This window comes from Stenotrophomonas sp. 3(2025), assembly GCF_052665395.1.
In genome coordinates this window covers 20,429-47,246 of record NZ_JBQOIF010000021.1, presented here as the reverse complement: position 1 = coordinate 47,246, position 26,818 = coordinate 20,429, and the positions used below count along the sequence as shown (strand labels likewise).

Annotated in this window: 29 protein-coding genes; 14 read left to right on the top strand and 15 right to left on the bottom strand. The window is 65.2% G+C overall.

Features of this window, described 5'->3' with window-relative positions; genetic code table 11:
- Positions 1–90 precede the first annotated feature (90 nt).
- Both ACUXVE_RS15540 and ACUXVE_RS15535 read left to right on the top strand, forming a co-directional pair.
- Positions 91–990 (top strand): LysR family transcriptional regulator, encoded by a 900-nt coding sequence (locus ACUXVE_RS15540; protein WP_033830227.1) that lies wholly within the window; start codon positions 91–93, stop codon positions 988–990.
- Between the two features lie 166 nt (positions 991–1,156).
- A complete protein-coding gene (locus ACUXVE_RS15535; RefSeq protein WP_445514749.1) occupies positions 1,157–2,764 on the top strand; it encodes an ATP-binding cassette domain-containing protein in 1,608 nt (535 codons plus the stop codon).
- A 195-nt stretch (positions 2,765–2,959) separates the two neighbouring features.
- Here ACUXVE_RS15535 and ACUXVE_RS15530 read toward each other — a convergent pair whose 3' ends face one another.
- Positions 2,960–4,285 carry a GTP-binding protein gene (locus ACUXVE_RS15530; protein ID WP_301870231.1) on the bottom strand — a complete coding sequence of 442 codons (1,326 nt, stop codon included), beginning with the start codon at positions 4,283–4,285 and terminating at the stop codon, positions 2,960–2,962.
- A gap of 70 nt (positions 4,286–4,355) precedes the next feature.
- Here ACUXVE_RS15530 and ACUXVE_RS15525 point away from each other — a divergent pair, with 70 nt between their 5' ends.
- Positions 4,356–4,733 (top strand): MerC domain-containing protein, encoded by a 378-nt coding sequence (locus ACUXVE_RS15525; protein ID WP_025879198.1) that lies wholly within the window; start codon positions 4,356–4,358, stop codon positions 4,731–4,733.
- Between the two features lie 76 nt (positions 4,734–4,809).
- On the opposite strand, the gene ACUXVE_RS15520 is transcribed toward ACUXVE_RS15525, so the two are convergent.
- Entirely contained in the window at positions 4,810–5,094 is a 285-nt protein-coding gene (locus ACUXVE_RS15520; protein WP_445514748.1) for a metal/formaldehyde-sensitive transcriptional repressor, read from the bottom strand.
- 50 nt (positions 5,095–5,144) lie between these two features.
- Between ACUXVE_RS15520 and dmeF the strand changes: the two genes are divergently transcribed.
- The 4 genes from dmeF (at position 5,145) to ACUXVE_RS15500 (ending at position 7,949) form a co-directional block, all read left to right on the top strand.
- Positions 5,145–6,122 carry a CDF family Co(II)/Ni(II) efflux transporter DmeF gene (dmeF, locus tag ACUXVE_RS15515; protein ID WP_445514747.1) on the top strand — a complete coding sequence of 326 codons (978 nt, stop codon included), beginning with the start codon at positions 5,145–5,147 and terminating at the stop codon, positions 6,120–6,122.
- A 92-nt stretch (positions 6,123–6,214) separates the two neighbouring features.
- Positions 6,215–6,631 (top strand): hypothetical protein, encoded by a 417-nt coding sequence (locus tag ACUXVE_RS15510; RefSeq protein ID WP_025879201.1) that lies wholly within the window; start codon positions 6,215–6,217, stop codon positions 6,629–6,631.
- A gap of 75 nt (positions 6,632–6,706) precedes the next feature.
- Positions 6,707–7,030 carry a hypothetical protein gene (locus ACUXVE_RS15505; RefSeq protein WP_445514746.1) on the top strand — a complete coding sequence of 108 codons (324 nt, stop codon included), beginning with the start codon at positions 6,707–6,709 and terminating at the stop codon, positions 7,028–7,030.
- A 76-nt stretch (positions 7,031–7,106) separates the two neighbouring features.
- Positions 7,107–7,949: a class I SAM-dependent methyltransferase gene (locus ACUXVE_RS15500; RefSeq protein WP_445514745.1), complete on the top strand. Its 843-nt coding sequence runs from the start codon at positions 7,107–7,109 to the stop codon at positions 7,947–7,949.
- 3 nt (positions 7,950–7,952) lie between these two features.
- Here ACUXVE_RS15500 and ACUXVE_RS15495 read toward each other — a convergent pair whose 3' ends face one another.
- From ACUXVE_RS15495 to ACUXVE_RS15485, 3 genes are all read right to left on the bottom strand, one after another.
- Positions 7,953–8,921: a polysaccharide deacetylase family protein gene (locus ACUXVE_RS15495; protein ID WP_445514744.1), complete on the bottom strand. Its 969-nt coding sequence runs from the start codon at positions 8,919–8,921 to the stop codon at positions 7,953–7,955.
- Positions 8,922–9,003: 82 nt separating this feature from the next.
- Positions 9,004–9,720 carry a hypothetical protein gene (locus ACUXVE_RS15490; RefSeq protein WP_222387837.1) on the bottom strand — a complete coding sequence of 239 codons (717 nt, stop codon included), beginning with the start codon at positions 9,718–9,720 and terminating at the stop codon, positions 9,004–9,006.
- 110 nt (positions 9,721–9,830) lie between these two features.
- Complete coding sequence (locus ACUXVE_RS15485) at positions 9,831–10,487, bottom strand: hypothetical protein (RefSeq protein ID WP_445514743.1); 657 nt, start codon at positions 10,485–10,487, stop codon at positions 9,831–9,833.
- 93 nt (positions 10,488–10,580) lie between these two features.
- Here ACUXVE_RS15485 and ACUXVE_RS15480 point away from each other — a divergent pair, with 93 nt between their 5' ends.
- Positions 10,581–11,297: a hypothetical protein gene (locus ACUXVE_RS15480; protein ID WP_445514742.1), complete on the top strand. Its 717-nt coding sequence runs from the start codon at positions 10,581–10,583 to the stop codon at positions 11,295–11,297.
- A gap of 4 nt (positions 11,298–11,301) precedes the next feature.
- Here the strand turns inward: ACUXVE_RS15480 and ACUXVE_RS15475 are convergent, their stop codons facing one another.
- Positions 11,302–11,472 (bottom strand): hypothetical protein, encoded by a 171-nt coding sequence (locus ACUXVE_RS15475; protein ID WP_099782623.1) that lies wholly within the window; start codon positions 11,470–11,472, stop codon positions 11,302–11,304.
- 24 nt (positions 11,473–11,496) lie between these two features.
- A complete protein-coding gene (locus tag ACUXVE_RS15470; protein WP_445514741.1) occupies positions 11,497–12,309 on the bottom strand; it encodes an alpha/beta fold hydrolase in 813 nt (270 codons plus the stop codon).
- A gap of 226 nt (positions 12,310–12,535) precedes the next feature.
- On the opposite strand from ACUXVE_RS15470, the gene ACUXVE_RS15465 reads away from it, so the two are divergent.
- Positions 12,536–13,018 carry a DUF4440 domain-containing protein gene (locus tag ACUXVE_RS15465; protein WP_445514740.1) on the top strand — a complete coding sequence of 161 codons (483 nt, stop codon included), beginning with the start codon at positions 12,536–12,538 and terminating at the stop codon, positions 13,016–13,018.
- Positions 13,019–13,040: 22 nt separating this feature from the next.
- On the opposite strand, the gene ACUXVE_RS15460 is transcribed toward ACUXVE_RS15465, so the two are convergent.
- Positions 13,041–13,499, bottom strand: coding sequence for a hypothetical protein (locus ACUXVE_RS15460; protein ID WP_445514739.1), 459 nt, complete (start codon positions 13,497–13,499; stop codon positions 13,041–13,043).
- Positions 13,500–13,733: 234 nt separating this feature from the next.
- Here ACUXVE_RS15460 and ACUXVE_RS15455 point away from each other — a divergent pair, with 234 nt between their 5' ends.
- Positions 13,734–14,132: an XVIPCD domain-containing protein gene (locus ACUXVE_RS15455; protein WP_445514738.1), complete on the top strand. Its 399-nt coding sequence runs from the start codon at positions 13,734–13,736 to the stop codon at positions 14,130–14,132.
- Between the two features lie 47 nt (positions 14,133–14,179).
- On the opposite strand, the gene ACUXVE_RS15450 is transcribed toward ACUXVE_RS15455, so the two are convergent.
- From ACUXVE_RS15450 to ACUXVE_RS15425, 6 genes are all read right to left on the bottom strand, one after another.
- Entirely contained in the window at positions 14,180–15,277 is a 1,098-nt protein-coding gene (locus ACUXVE_RS15450) for a hypothetical protein (protein ID WP_445514737.1), read from the bottom strand.
- Positions 15,278–15,317: 40 nt separating this feature from the next.
- Positions 15,318–15,893 carry a hypothetical protein gene (locus ACUXVE_RS15445; protein ID WP_445514736.1) on the bottom strand — a complete coding sequence of 192 codons (576 nt, stop codon included), beginning with the start codon at positions 15,891–15,893 and terminating at the stop codon, positions 15,318–15,320.
- 143 nt (positions 15,894–16,036) lie between these two features.
- Positions 16,037–17,185, bottom strand: a complete 1,149-nt coding sequence (locus tag ACUXVE_RS15440; protein ID WP_445514735.1) for a YncE family protein — start codon at positions 17,183–17,185, stop codon at positions 16,037–16,039.
- A 179-nt stretch (positions 17,186–17,364) separates the two neighbouring features.
- A complete protein-coding gene (locus ACUXVE_RS15435; RefSeq protein WP_445514734.1) occupies positions 17,365–18,375 on the bottom strand; it encodes an XVIPCD domain-containing protein in 1,011 nt (336 codons plus the stop codon).
- Positions 18,376–18,377: 2 nt separating this feature from the next.
- Positions 18,378–19,013 (bottom strand): hypothetical protein, encoded by a 636-nt coding sequence (locus tag ACUXVE_RS15430; RefSeq protein WP_099782605.1) that lies wholly within the window; start codon positions 19,011–19,013, stop codon positions 18,378–18,380.
- Entirely contained in the window at positions 19,010–19,936 is a 927-nt protein-coding gene (locus ACUXVE_RS15425; RefSeq protein WP_445514733.1) for an XVIPCD domain-containing protein, read from the bottom strand. Before ACUXVE_RS15425 ends, ACUXVE_RS15430 begins: the two co-directional genes overlap by 4 nt.
- A gap of 246 nt (positions 19,937–20,182) precedes the next feature.
- On the opposite strand from ACUXVE_RS15425, the gene ACUXVE_RS15420 reads away from it, so the two are divergent.
- Together ACUXVE_RS15420 and ACUXVE_RS15415 are read left to right on the top strand one after the other, a co-directional pair.
- Positions 20,183–20,683 carry a hypothetical protein gene (locus ACUXVE_RS15420; RefSeq protein WP_127564123.1) on the top strand — a complete coding sequence of 167 codons (501 nt, stop codon included), beginning with the start codon at positions 20,183–20,185 and terminating at the stop codon, positions 20,681–20,683.
- An 11-nt stretch (positions 20,684–20,694) separates the two neighbouring features.
- The gene (locus ACUXVE_RS15415) at positions 20,695–23,682 is read left to right on the top strand and encodes an XVIPCD domain-containing protein (RefSeq protein WP_445514732.1); all 2,988 of its coding nucleotides are present in this window, start codon (positions 20,695–20,697) and stop codon (positions 23,680–23,682) included.
- A 33-nt stretch (positions 23,683–23,715) separates the two neighbouring features.
- Here the strand turns inward: ACUXVE_RS15415 and ACUXVE_RS15410 are convergent, their stop codons facing one another.
- On the bottom strand, positions 23,716–24,315 hold the full coding sequence (locus tag ACUXVE_RS15410; protein WP_445514731.1) for a hypothetical protein: 600 nt from the start codon (positions 24,313–24,315) through the stop codon (positions 23,716–23,718).
- 206 nt (positions 24,316–24,521) lie between these two features.
- Here ACUXVE_RS15410 and ACUXVE_RS15405 point away from each other — a divergent pair, with 206 nt between their 5' ends.
- Together ACUXVE_RS15405 and ACUXVE_RS15400 are read left to right on the top strand one after the other, a co-directional pair.
- Complete coding sequence (locus tag ACUXVE_RS15405) at positions 24,522–25,391, top strand: hypothetical protein (RefSeq protein WP_263930246.1); 870 nt, start codon at positions 24,522–24,524, stop codon at positions 25,389–25,391.
- 20 nt (positions 25,392–25,411) lie between these two features.
- Entirely contained in the window at positions 25,412–26,737 is a 1,326-nt protein-coding gene (locus tag ACUXVE_RS15400) for an XVIPCD domain-containing protein (protein WP_445514730.1), read from the top strand.
- Positions 26,738–26,818 lie beyond the last annotated feature (81 nt).

Below are 26,818 nucleotides of genomic sequence, written 5' to 3'. Positions count from 1 at the left end.
CCAGGCCCGCGCACCGCAGTGTTGCGCGGGCCACGTAAGCGGGCCGGACTGCCGCGCCCTACCCTGCCCACTTTCGCAGCGACCTTCCCCATGTCCGTCCTCGACAACCTGGCCAACCTGCAGACCTTCGTCCACGCCGCAGACACCCGCAGCTTCGTCGACACCGGCCGCGTGCAGGGCATCTCCGCCTCGGCCGCCGGCAAGTGCGTGGCCCGGCTTGAACACGCACTCGGCGTGCGCCTGTTCCACCGCAGCACGCGCAGCATCACCCTCACGGCCGAGGGCCAGCTGTTCCTGGCACGCTGCCGCCGCATCCTCGACGAACGCGATGCCGCACGCACCGAACTGGCCCAGCAACATGCAACCCCCAGCGGCACCCTGCGCATCAGCCTGCCGCTGGTGGGCGACCTGACCCTGCCGCTGATGGCCGAGTTCATGGCGGCCTACCCGGACATCCGGCTGGAGCTGGATTTCTGCGATCGCCTGGTCGATGTCATCGAGGAAGGCTTCGACGCCGTGCTGCGCGTTGGCGAGCCCAGCGATTCACGCCTCACCGCACGCCGCCTCGGGGTGTTCCCACGCCGCGTGGTTGCATCGCCGGCGTACCTGCAACGGCATGGCGTTCCACGCACGCCGGCCGACCTGCTGCAGCACCGCCTGCTGCACTACCGCTTCCCCAGCACCGGCAAGCTCGAGCCATGGCCGATCCTCTGGCCCGAAGGCGAAACAGCACAGGATCTGCCGGTGCACCTGGTCGCCAACACCATCGAAGCGCGGGTGGCACTGGCGCTGCGCGACGGAGGCCTGGCGTTCGTGCCGGTGCATTCGGTGCGCGATGCACTGGCCGATGGCCGGCTGGTCACCGTGCTGGAAGAGCACGTGCATTCCTGCGGCATCTTCCACCTGCTGTGGCCCTCCGGCCGCCACGTGCTGCCGAAGCTGCGGGTGTTCATCGAATTTGTCGGCGCCCGGCTGGATACGGTGCCGTAACCCAGCGCCACGGCCGCGACCATTCAGCTCGCGGCGCTATACTGCCCGCTCATTCCCCACCGAGGCTCGCGACCAATGCGCCAGTGATGCCGCCGTCTTCGCACTAGACGGCCCGACTCTTCCCGCCCCTGCGCGCAGGGGAGAACCAGGCATCCATGGAGGTCGCATGACTTCGCATTCCCTCACGCTCGATCGCGTGTCGTATCGGTTGGCCGATGGCCGACCGTTGTTTTCCGATCTGTCCTTTTCCTTTGAACCGGTGGCCACCGGGCTGGTCGGCGCCAATGGCGCCGGCAAGAGCGTGCTCGCGCGCCTGCTCGCCGGCCAGCTGTCGCCCGACGATGGCCGCGTGCACCGCAGTGGCCAGGTGTTCCTGTTGCCTACGCCGGGCTATCCGCCACGTGGCACGGTGGGTGAACTGGCCGGCGTCGGCGCCGAGCTGGCGGCACTGGCGCGCATCGAAGCAGGCAGCATCGATGAAGCCGATTTCGCCTGCGTGGGCGACCACTGGGACCTGCGCGAACGCCTGCAGCAGCAGTGGCAGGCGATGCAGTTGCCGACCGACCTTGATCCGGCGCAGCCCGCGTCCCGGCTCAGTGGCGGCCAGGCGATGCAGGTGGCGCTGTCCGGCGCGTGGGCCAGCGGCGCGGACTGGCTGATCCTCGACGAGCCAAGCAATCATCTCGACGCCCGGCATCGCCACCAGCTGTACGCACAGCTGCAGCAGTGGCAGGGCGGCCTGCTGGCCATCAGCCACGACCGTGGCCTGCTCGCGCAGATGGCGCAGATCGTCGAACTGGACGCGCACGGCCTGCATCGTTACGGCGGACCGTGGCAGCACTATGCCGACACACGCGCCGCCGAACGCGAGGCCGCCGCCGCGCAGCTGGAGCATGCCCGTGCCCAGCACCGGCAGCAGCAACGCAGCGCGCGGGAACAGAACGAGCGCCAGCAGCAGCGGCAGGCACGTGGCAACCGCGAAGCGCGCGAGGCCAACCAGGCACCGATCCTGCTCGGTCGGCAGAAGCAGCGCGCCGAAGCCAGCCACGGCCGTGCGCAGCAGATCCAGAGTGATCGCCTGCAGGCCAGCGCAGCGCAGGTGCGCGCCGCCGCTGCGGCAGTACACGTGACGCCAGAACTGGCGTTGTTCAGTGGCGAAGGCGAGCGTGGCCAGGCCCGCCTGCTGCAGGCGCACGATCTGGTGCTGCCGCATGGCTGCGACGCGGCGCTGCAGCTGGAGATCCGGCGCGGCCAGCGCATCGCCGTCGTGGGCGACAACGGCAGCGGCAAGTCGACGCTGCTGCGCGTGCTGGCCGGGCAGCTGGCGGCGCGCAGCGGTCAGGTGCAGCGGCATGCGCCGCTGGCCCTGCTCGACCAGCAACTGCTGGGGCTTGCAGGTGAACAGAGCATTCTCGATGCCGTGCGCGCTGCGAATCCCGCGGCCGATGCGGGTGAACTGCGTACGCGTCTTGCCCTGCTGGGCCTGGATGCGCAGCGCGTCCAGCGCCCGGCCAGCGGCCTCAGCGATGGCGAGCGGGTGAAGGGTGCGCTGGCCAGCGTGCTGTACGCCGATCCTGCCCCGCAGCTGCTGCTGCTGGACGAGCCGGGCAACGCGCTGGACCTTGCTGCGCTGCAGGCGCTGGAAGAGCTGCTGGCGGCGTGGCCGGGGGCGTTGCTGATGGTCAGCCATGACACTCACCTGCTGCAGGCCCTGCGGCCAACGCAGGTGCTGCAGGTCGGTGACGCAGGTTGGCGGTGGCGCGATGCGTTGTAGGGCCGAGCGGGTGCTCGGCTCCTGCAGTCATTCATCCACGCATGGCGTGGATCTACTACCAGCCTCTCATCCACGCATGGCGTGGATCTACTACCAGCCTCTCATCCACGCATGGCGTGGATCTACTGCCAGCCTTTCATCCACGCGTGGCGTGGATCTACTGCCAGCCTTTCATCCACGCATGGCGCAGACGCATCAACGCTTCCACACCGGGAACGCCTGCGGCATCTGCTGCCACAGCAATGGCCCGGCCTGCAGCTCGGTGTCGTTCAGCAGGCACGCATCCAGGGCCGACCGCACCACACGCTCGTCCATGTGCACGCCGATCACCACCAGCTCCTGCCGGCGGTCACCCCACAGCGGATGCCACAGGCGTGCCATCGCCGAGTGCGCGGCCGCGTCCGGGAATTCCCGTACGTCCGGCAGCGGCGCGCTCCAGCAGTCGGCCTGCTGCCGGGCCCAGCCCAGATCGCTGTAAGGCAGCGGCGTTGGCGGCAGCAGCGGCGTGGTGTCCTCCTGGCCGGCGCGCACCCGCTCGCGCGCCGCATACCAGAAGCCCGCCGCCTGGGTGCGTGTGGCCGCGCCCACACTGTTCAACTCACCCACCCAGTCCATGCGGTTGGCCAGCCAGAACCAGCCCTTGCTGCGGATCACCCCGGGCATGCCGTGCTGCAACGTGCGCGCGAAGCGGGCGGGATGGAACGGCCGCCGTGAGCGATAGACGAAGCTGCCGATGCCGTACTCCTCGGTTTCCGGCGTGTGCTCGCCACGCAGTTCCTTCACCCAACCGGGGGCCTGCTGCGCGCGCTCGAAATCGAAGCGGCCGGTATCCAGCAGCTCGGCAAGCGGAACATCGCCGAAGCGGGACAGCAGCAGCTTCGCGTCGCGGTTCAAGCCGCGCAGCACGGCCAGCGTGTCCTGCAGCACCTCGTCGTCCACCTGGTCCACCTTGCTGACCACGATCACATCGGCGAATTCCACCTGCTCGCACAGCAGGTCGACCACGCCACGGTCATCATCCGGCCCCGCCTGCTGACCGCGCTCGGCCAAGCGCAGTGTGGAACCGAAATCGGCCAGGAAGGCACTGCCATCCACCACCGTCACCATCGTGTCCAGCCGTGCGATATCGCTCAGGCTGAAGCCGTGTTCGTCGCGCACCGCGAAGGTCGCCGCCACCGGCATCGGCTCGCCGATCCCGGTCGATTCGATCAGCAGGTAGTCGTAGCGGCCGCTGTCGGCCAGGCGCCGCACCTCCTGCAGCAGATCGTCGCGCAACGTGCAGCAGATGCAGCCGTTGCTGAACTCCACCAGCGTCTCTTCGGTGCGACGCAGTTCGGCGCCGCCATCGCGCACCAGCTGCGCATCGATGTTGACCTCGCTCATGTCGTTGACGATCACCGCCACCCGCAGGCCATCGCGGTTGCGCAGGATCTGGTTGAGCAGGGTGGTCTTGCCGGCACCGAGGAAGCCGGAAAGCACGGTGACCGGAAGGCGGCGGTCGGCGCGGGAAACAGTGTTCATGTCGGAGCGGGCTGGCTGCGGAATGGAAATGTTACTGTATAACAATTGTCGCGCAAGGAATCCTCCCCGCATGAAGTCGCCCTCTGCCGCCCTGCTTGATGCCGGCGCCGTCGCCCTGTCCAGCCTGTGCCTGCTGCATTGCCTGGCCCTGCCCCTGCTGGCGGCCGCGCTGCCGCTGTTCGGCGTCTGGGCCGAAGCGGAGTGGGTGCACCTGGTCTTCGTCGCCATCGCGCTGCCGATGACCGGCTTTGCCCTGTGGCGCGCCGAACGCCGCCAGCCGCTGCCTGCGCTGGCATGGCTGAGCGCGGGCATGGGCCTGGCACTGTTGATGGCCGGGGCGCTGGCACTGCCCTCGCACGCCTGGGAGACCCCGCTGACGGTCACCGGCAGCCTGCTGCTGGCCGCCACGCACCTGTGGAACGCGCAGCACCGGCACCGCAGAAGCTAGTGCCGGCCGCTGGCCGACAACTGCAGGCTACGTCCGCAGGTCATGAGGTTGCCGGCCAGCGGCCGGCACTACCCAGCTATTTGCCGTAACGCCGCAGCAGTTCCACCAGTACCTCGGCTTCGGCCGCCCGCTGCGCCGGGTCTTCCGCGCCCACAACGTGTTCCTGCAGATGCTCGTGCAGCAGTTCCATCAGCAGGCTGTGGGCAGCGCCACGCACGGCCGCCACCTGCACCAGCACGTCGGCGCAGTCGCCTGTCTCGCCCTCGGGCGTGTTCAATGCCTGTTCCAGCGCCGCCACCTGCCCGCCGATGCGGCGCACCCGGGTCAGAAGCTGCTTTCGATTTCCGTGTACATGGGCCATGCCGAGATCATATACCCTATGGGGGTATCCACCCAAGCCTGACCGCCGCCATGCACCTGGACGCCCTCGCCGCCGCCCGCCGCCACGAGCACCGCTTCGACGACGGCAATCCGCTGGCCGAACGCAACACCCGCCGCGCGATGTGGCTCACCGTCAGCATGATGCTGGTGGAGATCGTCGGTGGCTGGTGGTTCAACTCCATGGCCGTGCTGGCCGACGGCTGGCACATGAGCTCGCACGCGCTGGCACTGGGCCTGTCGGTGTTCGCCTACCGCTGCGCACGGCGCTATGCGCACGATCCGCGCTTCGCCTTCGGCACCTGGAAGATCGAGATCCTGGCCGGCTATACCAGCGCCATCGCCCTGCTCGGCGTCGCCGCGCTGATGGCCGTGCAATCGCTGGAACGCCTGTGGGTGCCCGCGCCCATCCACTACAACGAAGCCATCGCCATCGCCGCGGTCGGCCTGGGTGTGAACCTGCTGTGCGCATGGTGGCTGCATGACAGTCCCGGCCACGCCCATCACCACCATGGACACGGGCACGACCATGGCGATCATCATGGTCATCACCACGATCACGACCACGACCATTCCCACGGCCACGACCTCAACCTGCGTTCGGCCTACGTGCACGTGCTGGCCGACGCCGCCACCTCGGTGCTGGCCATCGTCGCCCTGCTGGGCGGCAAGCTGCTCGGCCTGACCTGGCTGGATCCGGTGATGGGCCTGGTCGGCGCGGTGCTGGTCACCGTCTGGGCAATCGGCCTGCTGCGCGACAGCGGCCGCATCCTGCTCGACGCGCAGATGGATGCGCCGGTGGTGGCCGAGGTACGCGAAGTGATCGAGCAGGGTCCGTGGCCGGCACGCCTGGCCGACCTGCACGTGTGGCAGGTGGGGCGCGGCAAGTACGCCGTCGCCGCCAGCGTGGTCACCAGTGATGCCACGCTCGATCCGGATACCGTGCGCCAGGCGCTGGCGATCCACGAGGAACTGGTGCACATCACTGTGGAGATCCACCGCAACGCGTGACGCCAGCAGGGCGGCGGTTCTTGCCGAAAATCTGTACCGGCCACGGCTGCGTGCTGCCTACACTGGCCGCACCTGCCCCGTCGGGACATCCCATGCGCACGCTCCGCCTGCTGCTGCCCGGTGCCCTCCTGCTGCTGGTGGCCTGTTCCGGCGATACCCAGCTGCCGTTCTCCTCCGACCCGATGCTCGGCTGCTTCGCCACCAGCCCGCGCAAGTCCGCCGAGTTCCGCATCGAAAAGGAAGCAAGCCAGTACTTCGTCTCGTTCGAACGCGATGGCCACTGGCAGCGCGAACCCAATGCGCTGTACAAGGCCAGCCGCAGCGACATCCAGCAGTACTTCCGCGATGACGCCGACCAGATCGACAGCGCACTGATCCGGATGGCCGGCGGCTTCGGCATCTTCCGCGTCAAGGACGGCGCCACGCTGAAGGCCCGGGCACGCGACAGCGACTACATGGCGCTGCTGCTGATCGGTGCCGGGCCGGTGTATGCGGTCAAGTGCCAGTAGCGGCCAGATTGCAATTCTTCCCATGGCCTCAACGAGGCCGCTGGCACACGCTGCCGGTTTCGAGGAGGAATTCCGATGACCGCTCTTCTCCTGCTGGCCGCAATCGTTGCAAAGACCCAGGGTGCTTACGACGAGGTGCGTGAGACCGCTGATGGCGAGATCGTGGTGATGCGTACCTTCGACTGGGAGATCGAGGGGCAACGCGCCGAGCGCGTAACCGTGCACTGGCTGCTGCAGGAAGACGGCAGCATGCGCTACGACTTCGACCGGCAGCCAGCCGCCACCCAGGATGCCCATCGCCGATCTTGCGCATTGGAGGGCATGCAGCCCTCACGAGGTGTCGGCCTGATCTCGGGAGAGGGAACCATCCACGGATTCAGCTGCACCGACCTGCGGTAGCGCCGCGCCCATGTCCGGCTCGGCTGCACAGCGCCTGCGGTACCATGCCCTCCCCCGAACCACCCCTGTACGCACCGTGCCCCACTACTCCGGCCCCCTGCTGACGCGCGACAGCGCTGACACCCTGCGCCGTACCCACGACAAGGGCGCCACCAAATGGCAGGGCTCGCTCGATCTGGGCCGCAGCGAAGCGGCGGTACAGCTGGATGCCGAGGGTTTCACCTTCCGCGGCCAGCACTATCCGTGGCCGGGCAAGCTGAAGGACCGCACGCTGTACTACTGGGATGGCGAGGAGTTCTGCTCCATCTCCCGCTTCAGCGGCTCGCTGATCAAGCTGGTGCCGACCGAGTGGGGCGCACCGACCTTCGAGATCGACGGCATCAAGATGCTGCCGACCTCCAAGCTGTCGCCGTTCGAGGACGCGCGCCGCAAGGTCGAGCTGGTCGCCCCGGCGGGCAAAAGCCTCCTCGATACCTGCGGTGGGCTCGGCTACTTCGCCGCCTGCGCACTGGAGGCCGGCGTCGGCCAGATCCGCTCGTTCGAGAAGAACGCCGACGTGATGTGGCTGCGCACGCTCAATCCGTGGTCGCCCGATCCTGACTCAGCCGCCGCGGGCGGCCGCCTGCACTTCAGCCACGGCGACGTCTCGCAGCAGATCGAACAGGTCGCCAGCAACAGCGTCGATGCGATCCTGCACGACCCGCCGCGCTTCGGCATTGCCGGCGAACTGTACTCGCAGGTGTTCTACGACCATCTCGCCCGCGTCATCCGCAAGGGCGGCCGCCTGTTCCACTACACCGGCGCGCCGAACAAGCTGACCAGCGGCCGCGACGTGCCACGCGAGGTCGCCAAGCGCCTGGAAAAGGCCGGCTTCAAGGCCGAGCTGGCGCTCGATGGCGTGCTGGCCGTCAAGCGCTGACGCTCACTCGCCGTCCACCTTGGCCAGCTTCATCACCCACTTCGGCACTTCCGGCTCGCCGGCGTAGAACGCCTTGGGCTTGTTTTCGGCCATCGCCCAGCGGTGCAGCCAGCTCGGCCCATAGCGACCGCTGTAACCCTCGGCGCCGCGCGCGTAGGCGGGGTCGCGCACGGCTTCTTGCAGCGACACGAAGCGATAGCCACGGCGCCTGGTGGCCGCCACCAGCTCGGCGAACGTCGCCGCGTTGAGCTCGTTGGCGTGCATCAGCCACACCTGCGGCACCGCATACCCCAGCAGCGCCTGCGACTGCTGCTCGTAGTAATCCACCTTGTTCAGCATGTACGGCACATAGCCCTTGCGCAGGCTCGCCAGCGTCGCCTCGCGCTGGGGTGAATCGGGCTGCTCGTTCATCACGTTGGCATAGGCGAAGGCCCATACCCACTCACCGTTGTCGACCGTCACCGGTGCCACGCGGTAGCCGTGCTGCTTGAAGAACACGTCCATCGCCACGCGGTCTTCCGGCGTACGGCCCGCACGCAGGTAAGGGTGGCGCATCCATTGCGGCGTCTGTCCACGCTCGGCCAGCAGCGGTCGCAGCACCTGCTCGCCACGCAGGAAGTCCTGCTGGAATGCCGCTACGCCTTTGGCGTTGAGGTCCATGTGCGACCAGGTGTGGTTGCCGAGTTCGTAGCCGGCATCCAGCCAGTCGCGCAGCATCTGCACGCGCGCCGGCTGCACCTGGCCATCCACTTCCAGCTTGTTTTCGTTGACGAAGCCCACCACCGGCACATCGGCCTGGCGCAGCTGCGCCATCAGTGCGGCATGGCGTGCCTGCAGATCGGCCGGCACGATTTCATCCAGACGCGCCCACGGCAGATCGTCGATGGTCACCGCGATGCGCCGGTCGACTTCGGCAGCGTGGACGGTCAGGGACAGCAGCAGCAAGGTCAGTGCATGCAGCGATGAACGCATCAGGTCGGCCTTGGGAGAGAAGGTGTCCGCGACTCTAACCCAGCTTCTGGAGATCGTCCCAGCCCCGCCTCCAGATTCGCCCTCACATCACAAGCATCATGAATATCAGCGGGACAATCAACAGCGGGATGACCGCAAGATCAACGCACGTCGACGCAAGCGGTGACCCATAAAGCTCAACGTGTGCCGCTCTTCTATTGCGCCAGCCGACAAAATTGGCGATTCCAAAAACAGCCAATAGCGCAGCAAACCACGGCGATACCACAACGCTCTCGATGAGTGCGCGGTGTTCAACACCATAGCGCTGGACCAAGCCGAACAGCACGCCTGCAATGCCATACAGGAGCGCCGTTGACGACGTGGAAACGAGAAAGTACTTCCTGGGAATGACCGGCCCCGGCACCGAAAATCGCGCAACCACGCTCCGCGCCAGAAGGTAATAGCCGTGACGGATGTAGGAAGAAACGACCACCATCACCAGGATCAGCAGTGCCGTTTCCCACCTCACCAAGCTGTTGAGAAGGTTCATGCGGCGATAGGCTGCCATCTCGCCAAGTGTCTCATTCAGTCGTGGAACCAGTTCAGTGGCAACGCCATCAAAGAACAGGATCATGGCACAGACCCAGATGCCTGCTGCCGCAAGGGGTAGCGCGACTGTACCGAACCGCGCCGATGCATAGCTCCTGCGGCTTTCCCCTGCTACAAAGTGCAGCGGCCGCCCGAACATCGGAAACGCCAGCAGAAGCAAATACTTGGCCACGCCGGTGCTGCGTGCCCATTTCCAAAGCGTCCGAATCATTCCTCCTCCTGGTATCGCAGTTTCGTTCTCGTTGAACATCAACACGCAGACAGTGTTCTGACCAGATGCAGCACGATTGCGGCCTTCCGCAGGACGCGCTACACAGTCTGTCACGTCTGTACCCTGTTGTAGCGCAGCTGCGAGGTGGTGCGCCACAGCCACAGGCCGACCACCATCGCTGCCATCAGCAGTCCGCACAGGATGATGGCCAGCGCATCAGGTGCGTGCGGCGGCGTCAGCTCGGCCCTGGCGAAGATCTGCAACAGCCATCGCCGTATCGAGGACGGGAGCGCATGTCCGTCTGGTGTCAGGTCTGTCATACATGCTGCAGGCAGCGCAGTGGTGATGCCCGCCCAGACATGCTCATACAGTCGAAGCATCACGCTCGCCAGCAGCAGCGCCGCCGCATGCAGGGCAAGCAGCCCCCAAGCGCTGCGGCGCAGCGGTGCATCCACATGGCGCAGCCAGTGCACGCAGACCAGCAGCGTACCCAGAAGGGCCAGCACCAGCGTTGCCATCGGCAGCCAGCACAGCGGCTGCCAGTCGTCCAGCGCGCCGGCACGTGCCAGCAGGTGCTCGGCCACGTGCAGGCGCGCGGCCGGATCGGCGCCGCCGCAGGATAACGTCAGTGGCTCCAGCAGCAGGTCCACGCGGTGGTGAAAGTAGCCCGCGGCCAAGCCGACCGAGAGCAGTGCCACCACCTGCAGCAGCAACAACATCAGCCCTGCGCCGAAGAAGCGCCCTAGGCGGGCAGTGAAAGCGGTCACGGCGTGTTCCCCAGCAAGTGGACGCGCATGCTAGCCAAGCGGATGATCGCTGTCGGCTGGCAGATGCGACATCGGCTTGGGCGATGCGCCATCATGTCCACTCCTTCAGGAGAGCTGGCGATGGTAGGGCTGTATCTGCTCGTGCGTACCCTGCTGCCGGTTCTGCTTGGCGGGTTGGTTGCGATGCTTGGCGCACGGATGATCAATGCGCGGCTGGCCCGCCTCCCGCCGCGCGTGATTGCGCTGCCGGATGACAGCCTGCTGCACCGCCCCGCAGCACAGCGACGCTATCGCCGCATGCTTCGGCGCAGACCGCGCCTGCAGCGCTTCACCCAGCCGCCCAAGGTGCCGCGCAGCTGGGTCCTGCTCGCGGCAATGGCGTTCATCGGCACGGTGGCCCTGACCGTCTACCTGATGCCCGATGGCGCCCGCTTCCAGGTGCTGGTCGAGAGCACCTTGGGATATCCCTCCACCGTCATCGAGGTCCGCGCGCCCATGCAGCAGCAACTGCACCTGCTGGACGCCTGCGCACCTGTGCTGCATCGCACTGTCCGCCCCATCACCATGCGCTACCGCAGAGCCCGCACAGGCAATCCGGTCGAGGTGCACGGAGTGCTGCCGGTGCAGGTGCGGCGCCGCGGCACGCTGCTGCAGGTGGCCACGGCGCAGCCGGTGGATGCGGCCCTGTTGCGCGATGCCCTGCACCAGTGCAGCGCATCGTCCAACGTTACGCTGACGATACAGCCCCGCACCGTCGCGCCCTGGCGGGAATGGGGTTGGCAGCCATGGCTGGGGCGCAACAGCCAGTAAGGCTTCAACCGCGCGGCAGTTTCGCCGCCCACATGTTGTCCACCAGGTTCGGGTAACGGCGCCCGTTCTCCTCTGCCCGCTGCCGCGCCGCCGCCTTCTGCGCTTCCGTCAGCGGCTGCGTCTTCTGGCCCTTCGGGTTGGGCTTCTTCCAGGGCGGCGTGCGGGCAGTGGGCATGTGCGGATGATGCCGTAGTGGGTGTTATTTCTTCAGGAATTCCAGCAACGCCAGATTGAAGTCATCGGCGTGGCTGGTATTGCAGCCATGTGGCGCATTCTTCAGCACCACCACCTCGCTGCCGGCGATGGCCGCGTGCGTGCGCTTGCCTGAACCTTCGAACGGCACCGTCGCATCGCTGTCGCCGTGCAGCACCAGCGTCGGTACGGTCACTTTCTTCAGGTCCGCGCGGAAATCGGTGGTGGCGAACGCCTTCATGCACCCCAGCGCAGCGGTCTGGTCAGATTGATGGGCAAGCGCGATGGCGGCCTGGCGCTCGTCCTCGGTGACCATCAGCTTGCCGTCGGCACTGAAGAAATCGCGGGTAAAGCCGTCGAAGAACGACTCCCGGTCCCTCTCCAGCCCCTGGCGCATCTCATCCGCCTTTTCCTGGGTCAGCGGCCCTTCGGGATTGTCCGCGCCCTTCAACAGGTACGGCGGCACGGCCGCAGCGAACACCACGCTGTGCAGGCGGTCTTCACCCTGGTTGGCGATGTAGCGCGCCACTTCGCCACCGCCCATCGAGAAGCCGACCAGGGTGACATCGCGCAGGTCGCGTTCGTCGATCAGGCCGGCCAAGTCAGCGGCCAAGGTGTCGTACTCGTAGCCATCGGCGGGCTTGTCCGAGCGCCCGAAGCCGCGACGGTCGTAACTGATCACCCGGTAACCGGCATCGCGCAGCAGCGGCACCTGCGCCTTCCAGGATTCGGCAGACAACGGCCAGCCATGGATCAGGATGACCGGGCGGCCGGTGCCGCCGGTGTCTTCAATGTGCAGTCGGACGGAGGAGGTAGCCATGGGAACTCCCGGGGGAAAGAGGAACCCAGCCTAGGCAATCGCACCGGAGGCGCCCGTGATGGATCCGGCTCAGGCCATGACATCGCGTACACGGGCAGCGGTCAGCCGGCACATTTCGCACCCGCATGGACGGCATTGGTCGGGCCCTGCGCCGGTTTCGTCATGCCCCGGTTACCGTACGCCATCGCCCATGCCAGTCTGCGCCGGTCCTCAACGGAGCCACGCCATGCTGCTCGCCCTGCCCCTGCTCGCCGCCGCCGCCGTCGCCGGCACCTCCCCCTCCAGCGACACCCTGCGCGAGCAGATCCGCGCGGCCGATACGCAGCTGTTCGCCGTGGCCTTCGATGCCTGCGATGCCGACAGGGCCGCCGCGATGACCACCGAAGACATGGAGTTCTTCCATGACAAGGACGGCAAGTCCGCCAACAGCCGCGAGGACTTCCGCCGCAGCGTGGCCACCCTGTGCGACAACGCGCGCAAGGGAGGCTGGCACCTGCGGCGCGAGCTGGTGGAGAGCTCGCTGCAGGTCTTTCCGCTGCAGGACGATCGCGCCCTGGAAATGGGCGATCACCGCTTCCATGAGCGCGGCGCCGATGGCGTTGAGCGCTGGACCGGCCAGGCCCGTTTCATCCAGGTCTGGCGCCGCGTGAACGGCCAATGGCAGGCCGAGCGGGTGATCAGTTACGACCACCGCCCGGCAGACAAGTGATCGTCAGCGCCACAACGCCCGCTCAGTCGCGCAGGTTGCTGGCGCGCGTCAGCATCCAGCAGCCGTAGCGGCGCGCGAAGGTATAGGCGTCGCGCTCGGCGTCGCTGCCGAAGGTCACGCGCTGCCCGTTGTCATCGATCGCTTCGATACGTGTGGGCGCGTGGTAGGTGCCGGCGCGCATGTGCTCCAGCGCGGCCGGATCGCGGCTGGCCGGTGAAGGCACGAACAGATCGAACGCGGCCAGGTAGCGGTAGCTGAAACGTTTCAACCGCGCGGCACCCTGCTCCAGCACGACGTGCGTGGGCGCCAGCCCCTCGTGGTCATCGCGCACGGTATGCATGGGCACCTCGTACTCCAGTGGGTCGGAGGTGTAACGCAGGCGCACCCGGTCATCGGCCGGGTCGGCGAAGCGTTGCAGGAAACGGGTGAAGTCCTGCGAAGGGCAAGCGGGATCGTCCGCCGCCACGGGCGTGTCAGCCACTGCAATACCTGCGCAGGCCCACAGCCCCATGCCCAGCAGCAACCGCGCAGCCGCCTGCCCCCGTATCCGGTTTGTCTCCCCGTGTACCACCTTCTCCCTCCATCCCATTGCAGCCGGGCGCCATCCCCTGCGCCCCGGGCCACAGGCTAGCAACAAAGCGGTTACCGGCGCAGCCCACGACCGTTTTACACTGGCCACATCCGGCCACACGGTAGCGGCCACATGGAGCCCCCAATGACCCCTGATGATTCCCTGCACCAGCAGATCCGCCAGAACGTAGCCGCGCTGGACGAGAAGCACGGCCGTGCGTTCGACGCCACCAGCGAGAACGTGGCCGCCAGCCTGGCCGTCAAAGCCCGTGAACAGGGTCTGGAACGCGCCGACCACGTGGTGGTGAGCAACGCCACGGCCAACCTTCCGGCCGGGCACAACATCTTCGTGGTGCAGGGCGACCCGGCCAACCCGGCGCACCTGCGGGCGATGCTGCCGACCGCCGTGGCCGCGCAGACGCCGGCCGAGCAGTCACTGCAGAAGCTGGGGCTGGGTGGGCAGCAGCCGGGGCGGGCCGAGCAGCAGACGCTGGATGCACAGTCGCAGGATCAGCAGCAGAACCCTGCGCATCGCATGGGGTGAATGCCGTCAGGCGTCGATGCCACCGACGCCTGTCGCATGGGCCGGTATCAGCCCATTCGGGGCTGAGCGTGCTGCGTCTGCTGCAGCTGATCTTCCTGCGCGACGCGGCTGGACTCACGGCCCTGATGCTGCACGCTGGCTTGCTGGTACACCTCTTCAACCGTGCCCTGCTGGGCATCGGCCAGCGAAAGACGCTGGCGGTTCGCTGCCGGGTCCGGTGAGGCGGTGTCGCCCGTGCGCTGCAGGAAGACATAGCCCGGCGAGTCCGCCGCACCGCCACTACTGAAAGCCACTCGCAAGGTATCGCGTTCGGTGTAGCCCCCCTGCACTGCCAATCGCGTCAGGTGGCCCGCCAACAGCTCGGGCTGCTGTCCCGGCGGCAACCCTTGGCGCTCGGCCGCGTCCCCCAGCGCCGCACGCACCCGCTGGTCCAGCGGATGCAATGTGTCACCCGGCACACGTGCGTCGTTGGCCAACCGCTCACCGCTGCGCTCACCGATGTCGTCGTTCTCGCTCAGCAAGCGATGCTTCCACGTGCGCTCGGGCATCGGATTGGTCTTCGTACGATTGAGATCGCTGTTCGGAAACGGCGGCTCGATGCTGTCCACGCCGTGGATGTTGCGCAGCGGGCGAAAACCGTCCTTGCCTCCACCCTTCATGTCCAGAGGGATGCGGACGTCCGGGAAGAGCTGCCCTGCGGGACCTCCAAAAGCATTCACGTCGATGCTTCTCTTTCGCTCGATGCCAGCGTGGTTCAGCGCTTCCCAGGTGAAGTCCACGCAGTTGTGGCGCACGTCCTCGTAGTGCTTGCTGAAGCCGAACTTCTCCGGGTCCGAACCGAAGGCCTCAAGCTTCTTGTATTGCTCCTCGCTTATCTCGAGCGTGCGGGTGTAGCGCGGGTCTTTATAGACATCTGCATCATCCGGCATGATGTCACCGGGCCCGTTGATGCTTCCGTGTACCTTGGGTGCGAACCCGAAACTCTTCGCGGGCTCGCCTGATGCATGCAGGACATAAAACATATGACCTGGAGAGGATGTCTGCGGAACACCGTCAAGGACCTCCTGTCGACCGGTCTTCGGGTCCATCAGAGGCGTGCCAGGTGCGGCGATGACGATCTCTACGGTATAGCGCGGCTTATCCATAAGGTGGCTCCTTCAGTTCCTTCCAAGGGTGAGTTGCTGACTACTTTCCAACCGGGCGGGCGGCGTGAACCTTCAAACGAGCCGAATAGTGCTTCAACTCGGCGCTGGGCTGAACCGTGCGCACATCCAGCCGGTAACGGGCATCAAGATCCAACGGCAGGGCAACGATGCTCCATCGATACTCGCCACCGCTGCCCGCGCTCAACGCTGCATAGCGCCAGGCAGTGGATGCGTGCCATGCAGGAAGCGGCTTCCCCGCGTTGAGCGCGAGTGCCTGGTAGCTGTCATGGGTGGGAACGTCCTGCCAGGCACCTGCGCCCCATCGCTGCAGTGACACCTCAAAGGGAAGATTCAACTTGCGCATGTCCGGTTCGCCGTTCTCGCGCCCGCCTTGCCGCTGCACCTCAAGCTCCAGCGCATAGGTGCGGCCTGGATCGAAATTGCGCGCATTCGTCTCGAACTCGAACCGCACCTCTTGGCCGGGCTGATCCACCGTAATCGGCTGCGTCAGTTCCAGGGGTTCGGGTGGCTCCGGGATGCGGCTGGAACAGGCACCCAGCACGGTGCTCAAGATGATCAACAGGCCAACGCGCAGCCAACGGTGGATACCCAGCATGTTCAGATCCTTTGGCTCCCTGCCATGGGTTTCAACCCTAGCGGGTTGGTGGTGGGGACCGCAACCAGGTGAAGAAAAAGGCAGGGCAAAAAGCCCTGCCTTTTTCCAGCAGCCAGCTGCCGGGCATGACCCGGCACCATCCCTTACAGCTGGATACGCGCCACGCTCTCGTCCGAGCCCTTGGCATCCTTCTCGCCGTTCTTGATGCTCACGTACAGCACGTTGTTCCTGGCATCCAGCGCCAGGCTGTTCGGGTGCGTCGGCACGGCGTAGGTGGCCACCTTCTGGTAGCTGTCGCTGTTGTACGCGGTCACCGTACCGGCTTCGCGGTTGGTGACGTACAGGCGCTTGCGCGGTGCATCCAGCAGGATGCCCAGCGGGCCGGCGTCGGTCGGGATGCTCGCCAGTTCCTTGCCATTGCTGCGGTCGAGCACCAGCACGCGCTGGCCCGGGTGCTTGCTGACCAGCCCGCTGCTTTTGGCCTGGTAACCCCGCAGCATTTCCGAGCCCTGGTCGGTCACGAACAGGCGCTTGCCGGCCGGGTCCAGCGCGATGTTCATCGGCTGCTCGGCGGCGATCTTGTGCTGGGCTTCCACCTTGTTGGAGTCGGTGCCGACCACCACCAGATCGGCCAGCAGATTGCTGGTGTACACGCGCTTGTTGGCGGCATCCAGCGCCAGGCCCGGCGCCTTGGCGTTGCCCAGGCCCGGAATGGTGTTGATCACCTTCAGGGTGTTGGTATCGATCACGAACAGCACGCTGCTCACATCCGGCTGGCTGCTGTGGCCGGTCACGTACAGGCGGTTGGCGGCGCTGTCGACCACCAGCTCGCGCAGGTCGTGGGTGTAGGCGGCCTTGCCGTCCTTGCCGGTCTTCTTCTCCATCAGCTGCACGGTGCCGATGGCCTTGTTCTGTGCGGTATCGACCACGCTCACCGACAGGTCCACGGTGTTGCCCACGTACAGGCGGTCGTGGGCGTCATCCAGCACCACGCCGAACGCCTTGCGCTCCAGCGGGATGCGGGTTTCCACGGCCAACGTGGTCGGGTTCAGGCGCAGCACCTGGGCCGGGCCGGCGTTGTCACCGAAGCCACCGGACGAGGCAACGAACACGGCGTTCTGCTTGGGGCTGTAAGCCAGCTCGTACAGGCCCTGGGCGATGGCCTGGCGCTGCACGGCGGTGGCGGGGCTGGTGGCAGCGGCGGCTTCAGCGGCGAAGGCGGTCGGAGCACCGAGGCTCAGCGACACGGCGACGGCCAGCGCGGCCGAACGGAAAAGGGAATTGCGGATCATGCGAGCGTCCTTCAATGGGCACGGAGGGTGTCCTGGCTCGCGGGGCCGTTCTTCGACGGCCCGGCCCTGCATCTGTCTGCGCGGGGTGGGCTGGCTGGGTAGCGCGGGAATGGTAGCAGGTAGGGGCCGTGGCGTCCGCCTGCGGATGCATGGCGGACGCGCTGTTCGGCGCTGGACGGCTAGACCATGCGCGGGGCGTGCGCCTGGGCCAACTGCTGCTCTTCCTGTTGACGCTGGGCATCACGCTGCGGCCGTGCCTGAGCCAGTTGCTCGATGCGCTCGAACGAGGCGGCCACCGGCGTCTGCGCGGCGACGTCTGCCGGCAGACTGGCGCGCTGATGCGGCGGGTCGCTGCGGTCGCCCTGCACGATGAAGAGGTTGGGGGCGGCATCGCCACGGCGCTCGCCGAGCAGCACATCGTCTACGCGCGTGAACTGCTGCTCCTTGGAGAGTGCCAGGAGGCTGGCGCTGACGTTGCCGTTCTGGGCGCCGAAGGCTCCGAGGTCGGCCACCTGCTGGTGAAGCTGATTTAGGCGAGTGTGATCGGCGTGGGATGGATCGGCGGGGGTTCCGGCCGCGGCGATGGAGCTATTGCGAAGATGCTCGCCATTCTCAGTGAACATCCACTCCCGGAACGTCTGTTTCGGCATCGGGTTCCACTGCACCTTGTCCAGCTCGCTGCCCTTTACCTGCTGAGGAATGGCGTTGACGGCGCGGATGTTGTCCAGAACCTTGGTGGCACCCTCGTAGTTGTTGATCTCCCCCGCCAGCCCCACTGGCCGCAAGCCTGCGTGGTTCAGCGCACCCCACGCGAAATCGGTACAGGCGTTGGAGAAGAAGTCGTAGTTCATATCGAAGCCGTGCTTCTTCGGATCAGCCGAGAACTCGAGGATGCGGTCGTACTGCTCCTTGCTGATCTCGATCGTTCGCTCAAAGCGAGGGTTGTCGTAGACCCATACATCCATGTCATCGACCTTGCCCCTGTTCGGGTTTTCCTTCGTCCCCGCCGAGGTGAAACCAACGCTCTCCGGCAAAGGCTCGCCCGAGCGACGCAGCGACAAGAACATGTGCCCCGCGAACGATGGCTCCAGCAGCAACCTGTTCCCCTCAGCGTCACGTCCGTAACGGGGTGTACCGGGAGCCGCCAGATGGATGGTCACGCTGTAGCGCTCGGCGCCGTCCTTGTGCATATCTACTTTCCTAGTGATTGGTAGCCAACGATCAATTCTGCTTTCAAGCCTTCCAGCTCGGGTCGATCCTCAACAAGATCTACCACCAGAACGTAGCGCCCCGGTGCAATTCCCCCGACCTGCGCCAACTGCAGCGTGCGATAGAGCACCTCTTCAGAGTACAACCCCGCCTCGGCAAGACTGTTGATATCAACGCTCCCGGTCGTCAAGTCCGTCACCACGCCATCATCGGGGATCTTCTGCGAGTCACGCCCATCGCGGGTGCGCTGCCAGAGTTGTACAGGGCCAGGCGTGCTGGCATCGATCCGTTCCAAGCGCAGCCGCGTTGGCAGCCTTCCCAGCGTGATCTTCTCCGACGCATCCAGCAGGCGGCGCGCGTCGGTTTCCTGCAGCCGCAGCCCGACGTTCAGGATCGGAATGGCCGGCTTTTGAGGCGCGGGCAGGTCGAAAGTAACCTCAGCAATTCGCCCGGCCTTCTGCAACTGCACTGCGCGCGTGAACGGGACCACGGTCCGGGCCGCAGCCTGCGCTGGTGTCAGAAGCGTGGGCGCTACCTCAGGTGCTGATGATGCACGGCACGCCACCAGCACGCCCAGCACAACCAAGGTCACCAGCACCCGCTGCAGTTGCACGATCACTGCTCCTTCAACCGCAGCGAATCCGCCACATCCGTCTGTGCCGCTACTTCAGTAGCGATGCTCGCGCGGCGATGCCCGGGGTCATCGCGGTCGCCCTGCACGATGAAGATGCTCTCGGCCTCGTGGCTGCTCTTGGTAGGCCGGCTGAGCAGCACGTGGTCCACGCGGGACAGGTTGTTCTGCTTGGCCAACACCAGCAGGCTGGCGCTGATGCGCTGGCTGGTGTCGTCGAAGGTGCGCCCGTGTGCGGCGTCCAGCTCGGCCACCTTCTGGATCAGCTGCGCGAAAAGCCGGTGATCCGGGTGCGAGGGGTCCAGCAGCGTGCCGGCCACTTCCATCGGGCTGGGCGGCGGCTCGTCGCTCGGGCGACCGCCTTCGCGGTGCAGCTCGGCCTCGCGTTCGGGCATCGGGTGGTGCTGTTCGCGATTCAGCTCACTGGCCGGGAATGGCGCCGCGAGGCACTGGATTTCCGGCAGGTTGAACAGCACCGCAAACTCGCCCAGGTTGCTACCGCCGTCCAGCGGTGCCGGCTGCGAATGCAGGCCAGCATAGTGCAGCGCGGCCCAGACGAAATCGCTGCAGCGGTTGATGGTGGCCGGGCGATCGACATCGAAACCGAACTCGGCCGGCTCCTCGGCGAAATCGCGCAGGCAGCCGTAGTGCTCCTCGCTGATCTCGAGAGTACGGCTGTAATACGGGTCGCGGTGCTCGTCGGCATCGTCGTGTACGACCTCGGCGTACTGCACACCGGCAGCGGCCTCATCGGTCGGCAGGCGCGGCGGTGCAAAGCCGTAGCTGTGCGCTTCCTCGCCGGAGGCGGTCTGGAAATACATGTGCCCGCGCGGTGAGCTGCCGCCGCTGTTCAGCGGGGTGCCGGGCGCGGCCAGAAAGAGGGTTACCGTGTAGCGTGTTGCTTGCTCCATGCCTGCTCAGCCTTGTTGGGTACTGCGGTCCTGGCCGGATGATCGCATAGGTGGGTTCGCGGGCAGGTGGACGCGACTCGGGTGGCGGAATCGGCTTGCTGAATGTGTGAACCAGCGAGCAGTACGGAGGCCTTTAGGACCGGAGCCTATAGAGCAGCCAGGATGAGGTCCGTATAGTCCGCAAAAGGACGCGGTGGAACCCTTGGATCCCATCGCCTGCAACCGGACTCCATTGAAGGATCAATCATGCCGCTGGAATTTGAGCGTCAGCCAGGCTCCGCAGTCGATCGCCATACCGGCGTGACCATCACGGCACCGCGCATCCTGCCAGCGAGCCCCCCCGAAGATCCGAGCCACACCGAGTATCAGTATCTCTTCTATCTCAATGGCCAGAGAGTTGACGGACTAGGGCTGTTTGGATGCGACGAGATGGTTGAGACACAGAATGGACGGGAACGCGTCTTTACCCTGGATCTGGGCCGCGACTGGGTCCTGAAGTCCGTCCTCGGCTTCAAGCAGACGTTGAATAATCAGGACAGTGACTTCGCCTTCCTATGCTCAGTCGCGCAGGGGCTGGTGCTGGCAAACATGGACCACAGCAGTGCGAGGTATGGCGTGCGATACGTGGCGATCACCACGCCCGAAGCACTTGCTCGTAACGATATTTCCACAGTTGGCTTGGCGCCTCCTCATCATGGAGGCGCCATCATCCTGGCTGAAGCAGTCAATCCCGTGCGTGCGGATTGAGGCTGGCCGTCATGTCCAAGTTCACATTCGACAGTTTCGCTCTCGCCACGTTGGGCGGAGCGAAGAACACTTCTGACAGCAGCCCGCTCACAATGCAACAGAAGCAAGAGGTGATCTCCTATCTGAGATCACCTCAATCGGGGCCTGATGGCGTTTCGAGCTACGCTGACTACGTCGCTACCAGGATGCAAGCACATCCCCCTGAGCTTCCCGCAGGCACAGACTATCTTGGTTTCTCTGCGACAGACCGCAGCGGGCAACTGAATTTTGACAATGCCAAGAATTATGCAAAGGATGTGAACGGCAGGGCCGGCATCATTGGTGACACGCCTTGGGGACGTTTCATCGACGAGATGAGGACGGACCCTCTAAAACACCCTGAGTTCCAGATCATGGAGCGAGGGCTCGAGCGCTTCATGAATGCCCAGGGGACGGAACCTTGGGCGGGCAATCATAGAGCAGCGCTGCAGGACATCATGTGGAATGCGGGCAGTCCAAAGTATTTCGAGAACGCCATTGCCACGGATAGGCCCTTGGTGGCATTCGTCGATGGGGCCAAGTCCGGACGTGGCTTCGACAAATTTGAACTAACCACCGCTCTCGACCACCCCACCGTCCGCATCAATGGTTACCCCATAAGCGAATTCGGCCCAGAGCCTCTGGCCTTTGCAATCCAATCTGCCGCCGAGTACCAAACCCTCGAGCGCACCCTCGCACAGCACGCTGCTACGAATAGCGGTCAAGCGGTCGATGTGGCCCAGGTGCGCCTGCACCTCAAGCCCATCGATGGCTATGACGCCGTCAGCAAGACGCTTTTCGAAAAACCGCTGCACGACTTCAGTTCGCTCAATCTCAGCGAGATGTCGACCACCCGCGCGGAATGGGTCGCTGCTCGCTCGGCGCTGTCCACAGGGCCTCGTCTGTTCGCCGATCTGCCTGAGCCAACTCCGCATTCAACGCTGCAACCGGGCGCGCCACGCGGGCCTCCGGGTGCGGCAACAGCAGCCGAAGCTGTACCCCACGGCGTAAACCCCGGCATGAAGGCATTGGGCGTTGCCGGCGTCGCCTTGATGGCGCATGACTTCGCCACCTCCGGCCATAAATGGGTGGAACTGAACTCGCAAGGAAACACCACAGGCGCAGACTCAACCTCGGCGCACTTCGTCGGCCGCAACCTGGGCGGCGCGCTCGGCGGCTTCGCAGCAGGTGCAGGCATTGGCCTTGTATCCGGCTCGTGGACGGGCCCGGGCGCTGTCGTCGCTGGCATCGGTGGCGGTGTGCTGGGCGCCCATCTGGGTGAGAAGTGGGCCGAACAGAAGGACATCGAGCGGGTCTATATCCAGCAGGATCCATTGCAGCGCACCTGGGCGCGCAACCCGGCAGACCCGGATGGCCGCTGGCTGCGCAGCGCCGAGCAACAGCAAGTTCAGAGCGCTGATCTGGGGACTGGCGTGGAAGTACGGCCAGTACAAACGGCGCAGGGCGCCGATGTCACCTTCAGCGCCGACTATGTGGCCACTGGCACGCTGGAGCGCCAATTGAACTGGCAGGCCGCCCGCGCCTCCTACGAGCTGGGCCTGGCCAACCTGCCGCCGCCACGGGATCCCTATCGAATGAGTGCCAGCGGCTTGAAAGAGCCGCCACCCAGCGCCTTCGAGACCGGAAGGGAGTTCGTGCGCGATACCGTATCTCGGCAATGGGAGCTGGAGATAAAGGAGGTCGTAGATGGGCGCACGCCCATCACGCGACGCGAGCCTGTTCCGCCGGAGCGCGAACCCGCCTTGGATGAGCAGTCGCGCACCGTCATCGCGCAGAACGCGGCCAACACCAAGGCGGCCGTGGCCGCGCGGTACATGGTGGCCCACGAGCAAGGCCGTTGGAGTGATTTCGGCGACGCCCAGAACCCGTCCATCCCGCAGGCAATCCGCGATGCGCAGGACAGCGCCAATACTCTGCGTGCGAGCGACGGCCGTAGCTACAGCCGCCAGGCGGATGGCCAGTGGCTGCACGAGGGCGTGGTCTACAACAGCCAGGCCAATCGCAACGTCGGCGATGAACTGGAAATCACCTGGCAGAGCCAGAACGCCGGCATTGCGGACATGGGCAGGATGGCCGAGCAGATCAAGGCCACCGTGCACATCGCGCCTGAGGGTGTGCGCGGGCAGGTGGAATCGCTGTACGCGAAACATGGCATTCCGCGCACCGAGGAGCAGCTTGCCGCCACCACCGCCGCAGTTGAACAGAATCTTGCCGCCGTTGGAAAACAGGCCGACATCACGCTGGAGCTGATGCCCGATCCACGCACGCACGCGCCCAGCCCGGACAGCGCCATCGCGTCCTTCGGCACTGCAGCGGGCAACCGCATGGTGCTGACCTCCACCACCACCGTGGAGGACATGGCGAGGATGCAAGCGGTCCATCGGTCGCCATCCCCTCCCCTGCCGCAGGCAGAGGGACAGCAACGCGAACAACCGACTATCCCCGCCGTGGTGCAGGCGCAGGAACACCCCGCCCATGCGGCGCACGACCAGGCCCGCAAGGCCGTGGAGGATTCCCGGACCGCAGGTGGCCCGCTGTCGCCGGGTCACCCTGACCACCCACTCTACGAGCAGATACGCGATGGTGTTGCGGCACTGGATGCCAAACACGGGCGCAGCTTCGACGCGATCAGCGAGCGGATGAGCGCCAGCCTGTTGGTGCTGGCCAAAGACAACGATCTGTCGCGCGTAGACCACGTGCTGCTGAGCAACGCGACCGTGCAGAACCCTGCCGGACACACGGTATTTCTGGTGCAGGGCGAGTTGAATGATCCCTCGCATGCACGGGCCTCGATGCCGACAGCGCAGGCCGCTCAGACACCAGTCGAGCAATCGCTTCAGCAGTACGAGAGCGTGAGCCAGGATGCCCAGCAGCGCGCCATGAGCCGTGAGCTTGAGCAGCAGTCACAGGAGGAGCGCATGCAGCAGGAAGTGAGGGGACGGGCGGCGAGTATGGGGTGATCGCCACGCGTGAGGCCTTGGCTGGCGCCGGCTCTATTTCACGTTGTAGTTGGCGACGAGAAGCTCGATGTTGAGATGTGCAACTTCTGGGTTGCCCTGAAGGTTGGTCACCTTCAGTCGGTACTTGCCGGCCGTCAGATCCCCGGAATCGGCACGGGCCACCTCGTATTCCCGGTAGGCCAGTGACATGTCGTACTTCCCTGCATTGACCAGACTGTTCGAATCCGCGCCGACGGCATTCCTGTATTCGAATACATCGCCCTTGGTCGGTTGATATCGGTTTCCCTGCCACACAGCGGGCAGATCGCGATTCAAGGCGTGCAGCGCGATGGACGTCTCGGTGCTGCCCTCCAGCTTCCAAAGCTGCACCTTCAGGGGAATCCGGGCGTCTTCGAGGAAGTCGACATCTCCCGGTCTCATGTCCGGGCGCTTGACAGGCCCACCGGTACGGAAGCCGATCAGGAACGTGCGAGGTTTGGGGTCTTTCTCCCAGGGCGGCGGCAGCACAAAACGCGCCTCTACCGTCGCACCCGCGTGGACCAGATCCATCGGCTTGGCGACGGGGAAACCATCGTCGTACATCTGGGGGGCCTGGGTGCCACAGCCACCCAACAGCAGTGGCAGCAGTACCATCCATGGCCTCAGTATGTGTTGCATCCGTTCCTCACATGCCGGTAGGCAGTCTTGGGCTGTTATACACCGCGCTAGCCGGCCGGTTCTGAATTGGATCCACATCGTAGGAGATACCCGGCTTCACGTAGCTCGTGAAGAAACGCTTCCACTGGAGCTTCCCTCCCCGCCGCTCTATAGTCGTTTTCGATCACGCAAGGAAATCGCCCATGAGCAGAGCACCGGCTCGCCGGCTCGCGTCCTTCGCCTTGGTGGCTGTGTTAAGCGCGACCGCCTGTGCGAAGTCTCCATCCACGGAAAAGGACCAGAACGGAACCGCCATGTCCGAAGACGCAACCAGCCCGCGCACGGTGGGCGGACATACCTATACCACGCAGCCGGTCGAGGCCACATTGGGGCCGCACCGTTTCATGTTCCCGGCCAATCTCTACTACAACCAGATCGGTCCCTTCGCCGATGGTGGGGTCATGCTCACCTTGTTCTGGCCTGACTTTGACGCAGCGCCGCCGGGTGACCGTCCAGTACGTACAACCCAGGACAGCCGACGGCAGGTTCTGATCGAGCTGCACTACCTGGACCGGGTACCCATCACCGATTACCTCGCACGACGGTCCAGCAACGACGCCACGTCCGAGGCAGGATCGTTGGAACGCAGGGACCCCGTGGAGCGCTTGGATCTGCGGGTAGCACAACCCGAACGATTGGGATTGACCCCCTATGCAATCGATCCCTCGTTGCTGGCCGCCTATGCGAAGGATTCGGAACAGGAGCTGGGCGTGCCTTATGTGCACAATCCGAAGATGGAACCGGACTGGTACGTGGCGCGTTCAACAGATGGCCAGCTGAGAACGTTCATCAGCTGCGATCCTGCGGACAGGATTCCCGATGGCTTGGTTGCGCATGGCAAGGCACTTGAACGCGCCGACGGTGATCGAGTTGCCATGTGCCGTCATTCCATGGTCGATCTGGACGACAGCATCACTATCGAAATGACCTACGCGCGCGTGATGCTGAGCGACTGGCAGCGCATGGAAGCTGCAGTGCGCGAGCTTCTGCGCCGCTATCGCGCCAAGTCGTGATCGAACTTCAAGGATGAACCATGAGCGGACTTACCGATAAGGACATTAAAGTCCTGGATTTCTATGCCAAGCATGGGAACCGAGAGCTTTACTGGAACTACCTCGCACAGCTTCCCGACAACGATGGCTATGGGCTGTTGGCGCTGGGTGTTGTACGCAACGACAGCCTGCCTGGCCGGGTCGCCAACAGCTTTGCAACAGCGGTCGCCGAGCAGCAGGAGAAGCTGTTCGGTAGTAACGAAAATGTAGATTTCACTGAACGCAGGCAGGAGACGTTCGGTCAAGAACTGATCAGCAATGATCTGGCCGAACGCAAAAAATGGATGGGAGCGGGTAGGCCAGAGCTGGCCCTCAACCTGCCCTATACCAGCACACTCAAAACCCACGATGTCTCGTTCGAGGCCAACGATCTCAACGTGAACTGCTGGACACCGCGCATGCTGCTGGTCGCCACAGAGCACAGCAAGGGCGAGCAGGCGGCAGAAAAAGTCTGGCAGAACATGCTCGACAATACGGCCGGCGGTGCGTTCCGTGCTGGCAAGACCGCGGTCAGCGTGCACCTGGACATGCCCCAGCCCGCCGGGCACTTCTACTTCGTAGAGCTCAGCAAGTTCGAGGCATTGGCGACCCTGCAGCGCGACGCTGTCGACCCCAACGTCATCGGTACCAAGATCGATTACCACACGTACAACGCGAAGGATGGCAGTTGGAGCCACACCCGGGGCGTTCCTCCCATCGATGTAACAACGAAGGAAACCGATGCGAAGGAGATTTCGCGCCTGAACGAGACCCGTGAGGTTCGCCTGGAGCGCGAGGTCAAAGCGACTCAGTTCCATCCCGATGATCCCTACAGGGAAATCGCCAAGAGCCCACTTGTGGTTTCCAACCAAGAGCGCGAACTTCCGTCCGCCGAAGGACGCCGCCTGGCGAGTATTGCGCCGGGCCATCCCGACTACGCGTTGCACCAGCAGATTCGCCAAGGTGTAGCCGCGCTGGATGAGAAGCACGGCCGGCCATTCGACGCGATCAGTGAGAACTTGACCGCCAGCTTGACCGTGAAGGCGCGTGAGCAGGGCTTGGAGCGTGCCGACCACGTGCTGTTGAGCAATGCAACGGCCAGCCAGCCGGCCGGGCACAACATCTTTGTTGTGCAGGGAGACCCGGCCGACCCTGCCCACCTGCGCGCAGGTATGCCAACAGCGGTGGCGGCACAAACGCCAATGGTGGAATCCCTGCAGCAATTGGCTATTGTTGGCGACCAACGCGCGCTTGCTCGCGAGAACGAGCAGCAGGCGTTGGACGCCCGCATCCAGGAACAGCAGAGTCACTCCACGCGTATGGGGTGAAGTCCGTCGCGATTGGCGCCTCCGCGGAAATTGCCTGGGGCAGCTTCATTCCAAGCCCATGAGACACCTTCAGGCCATCCT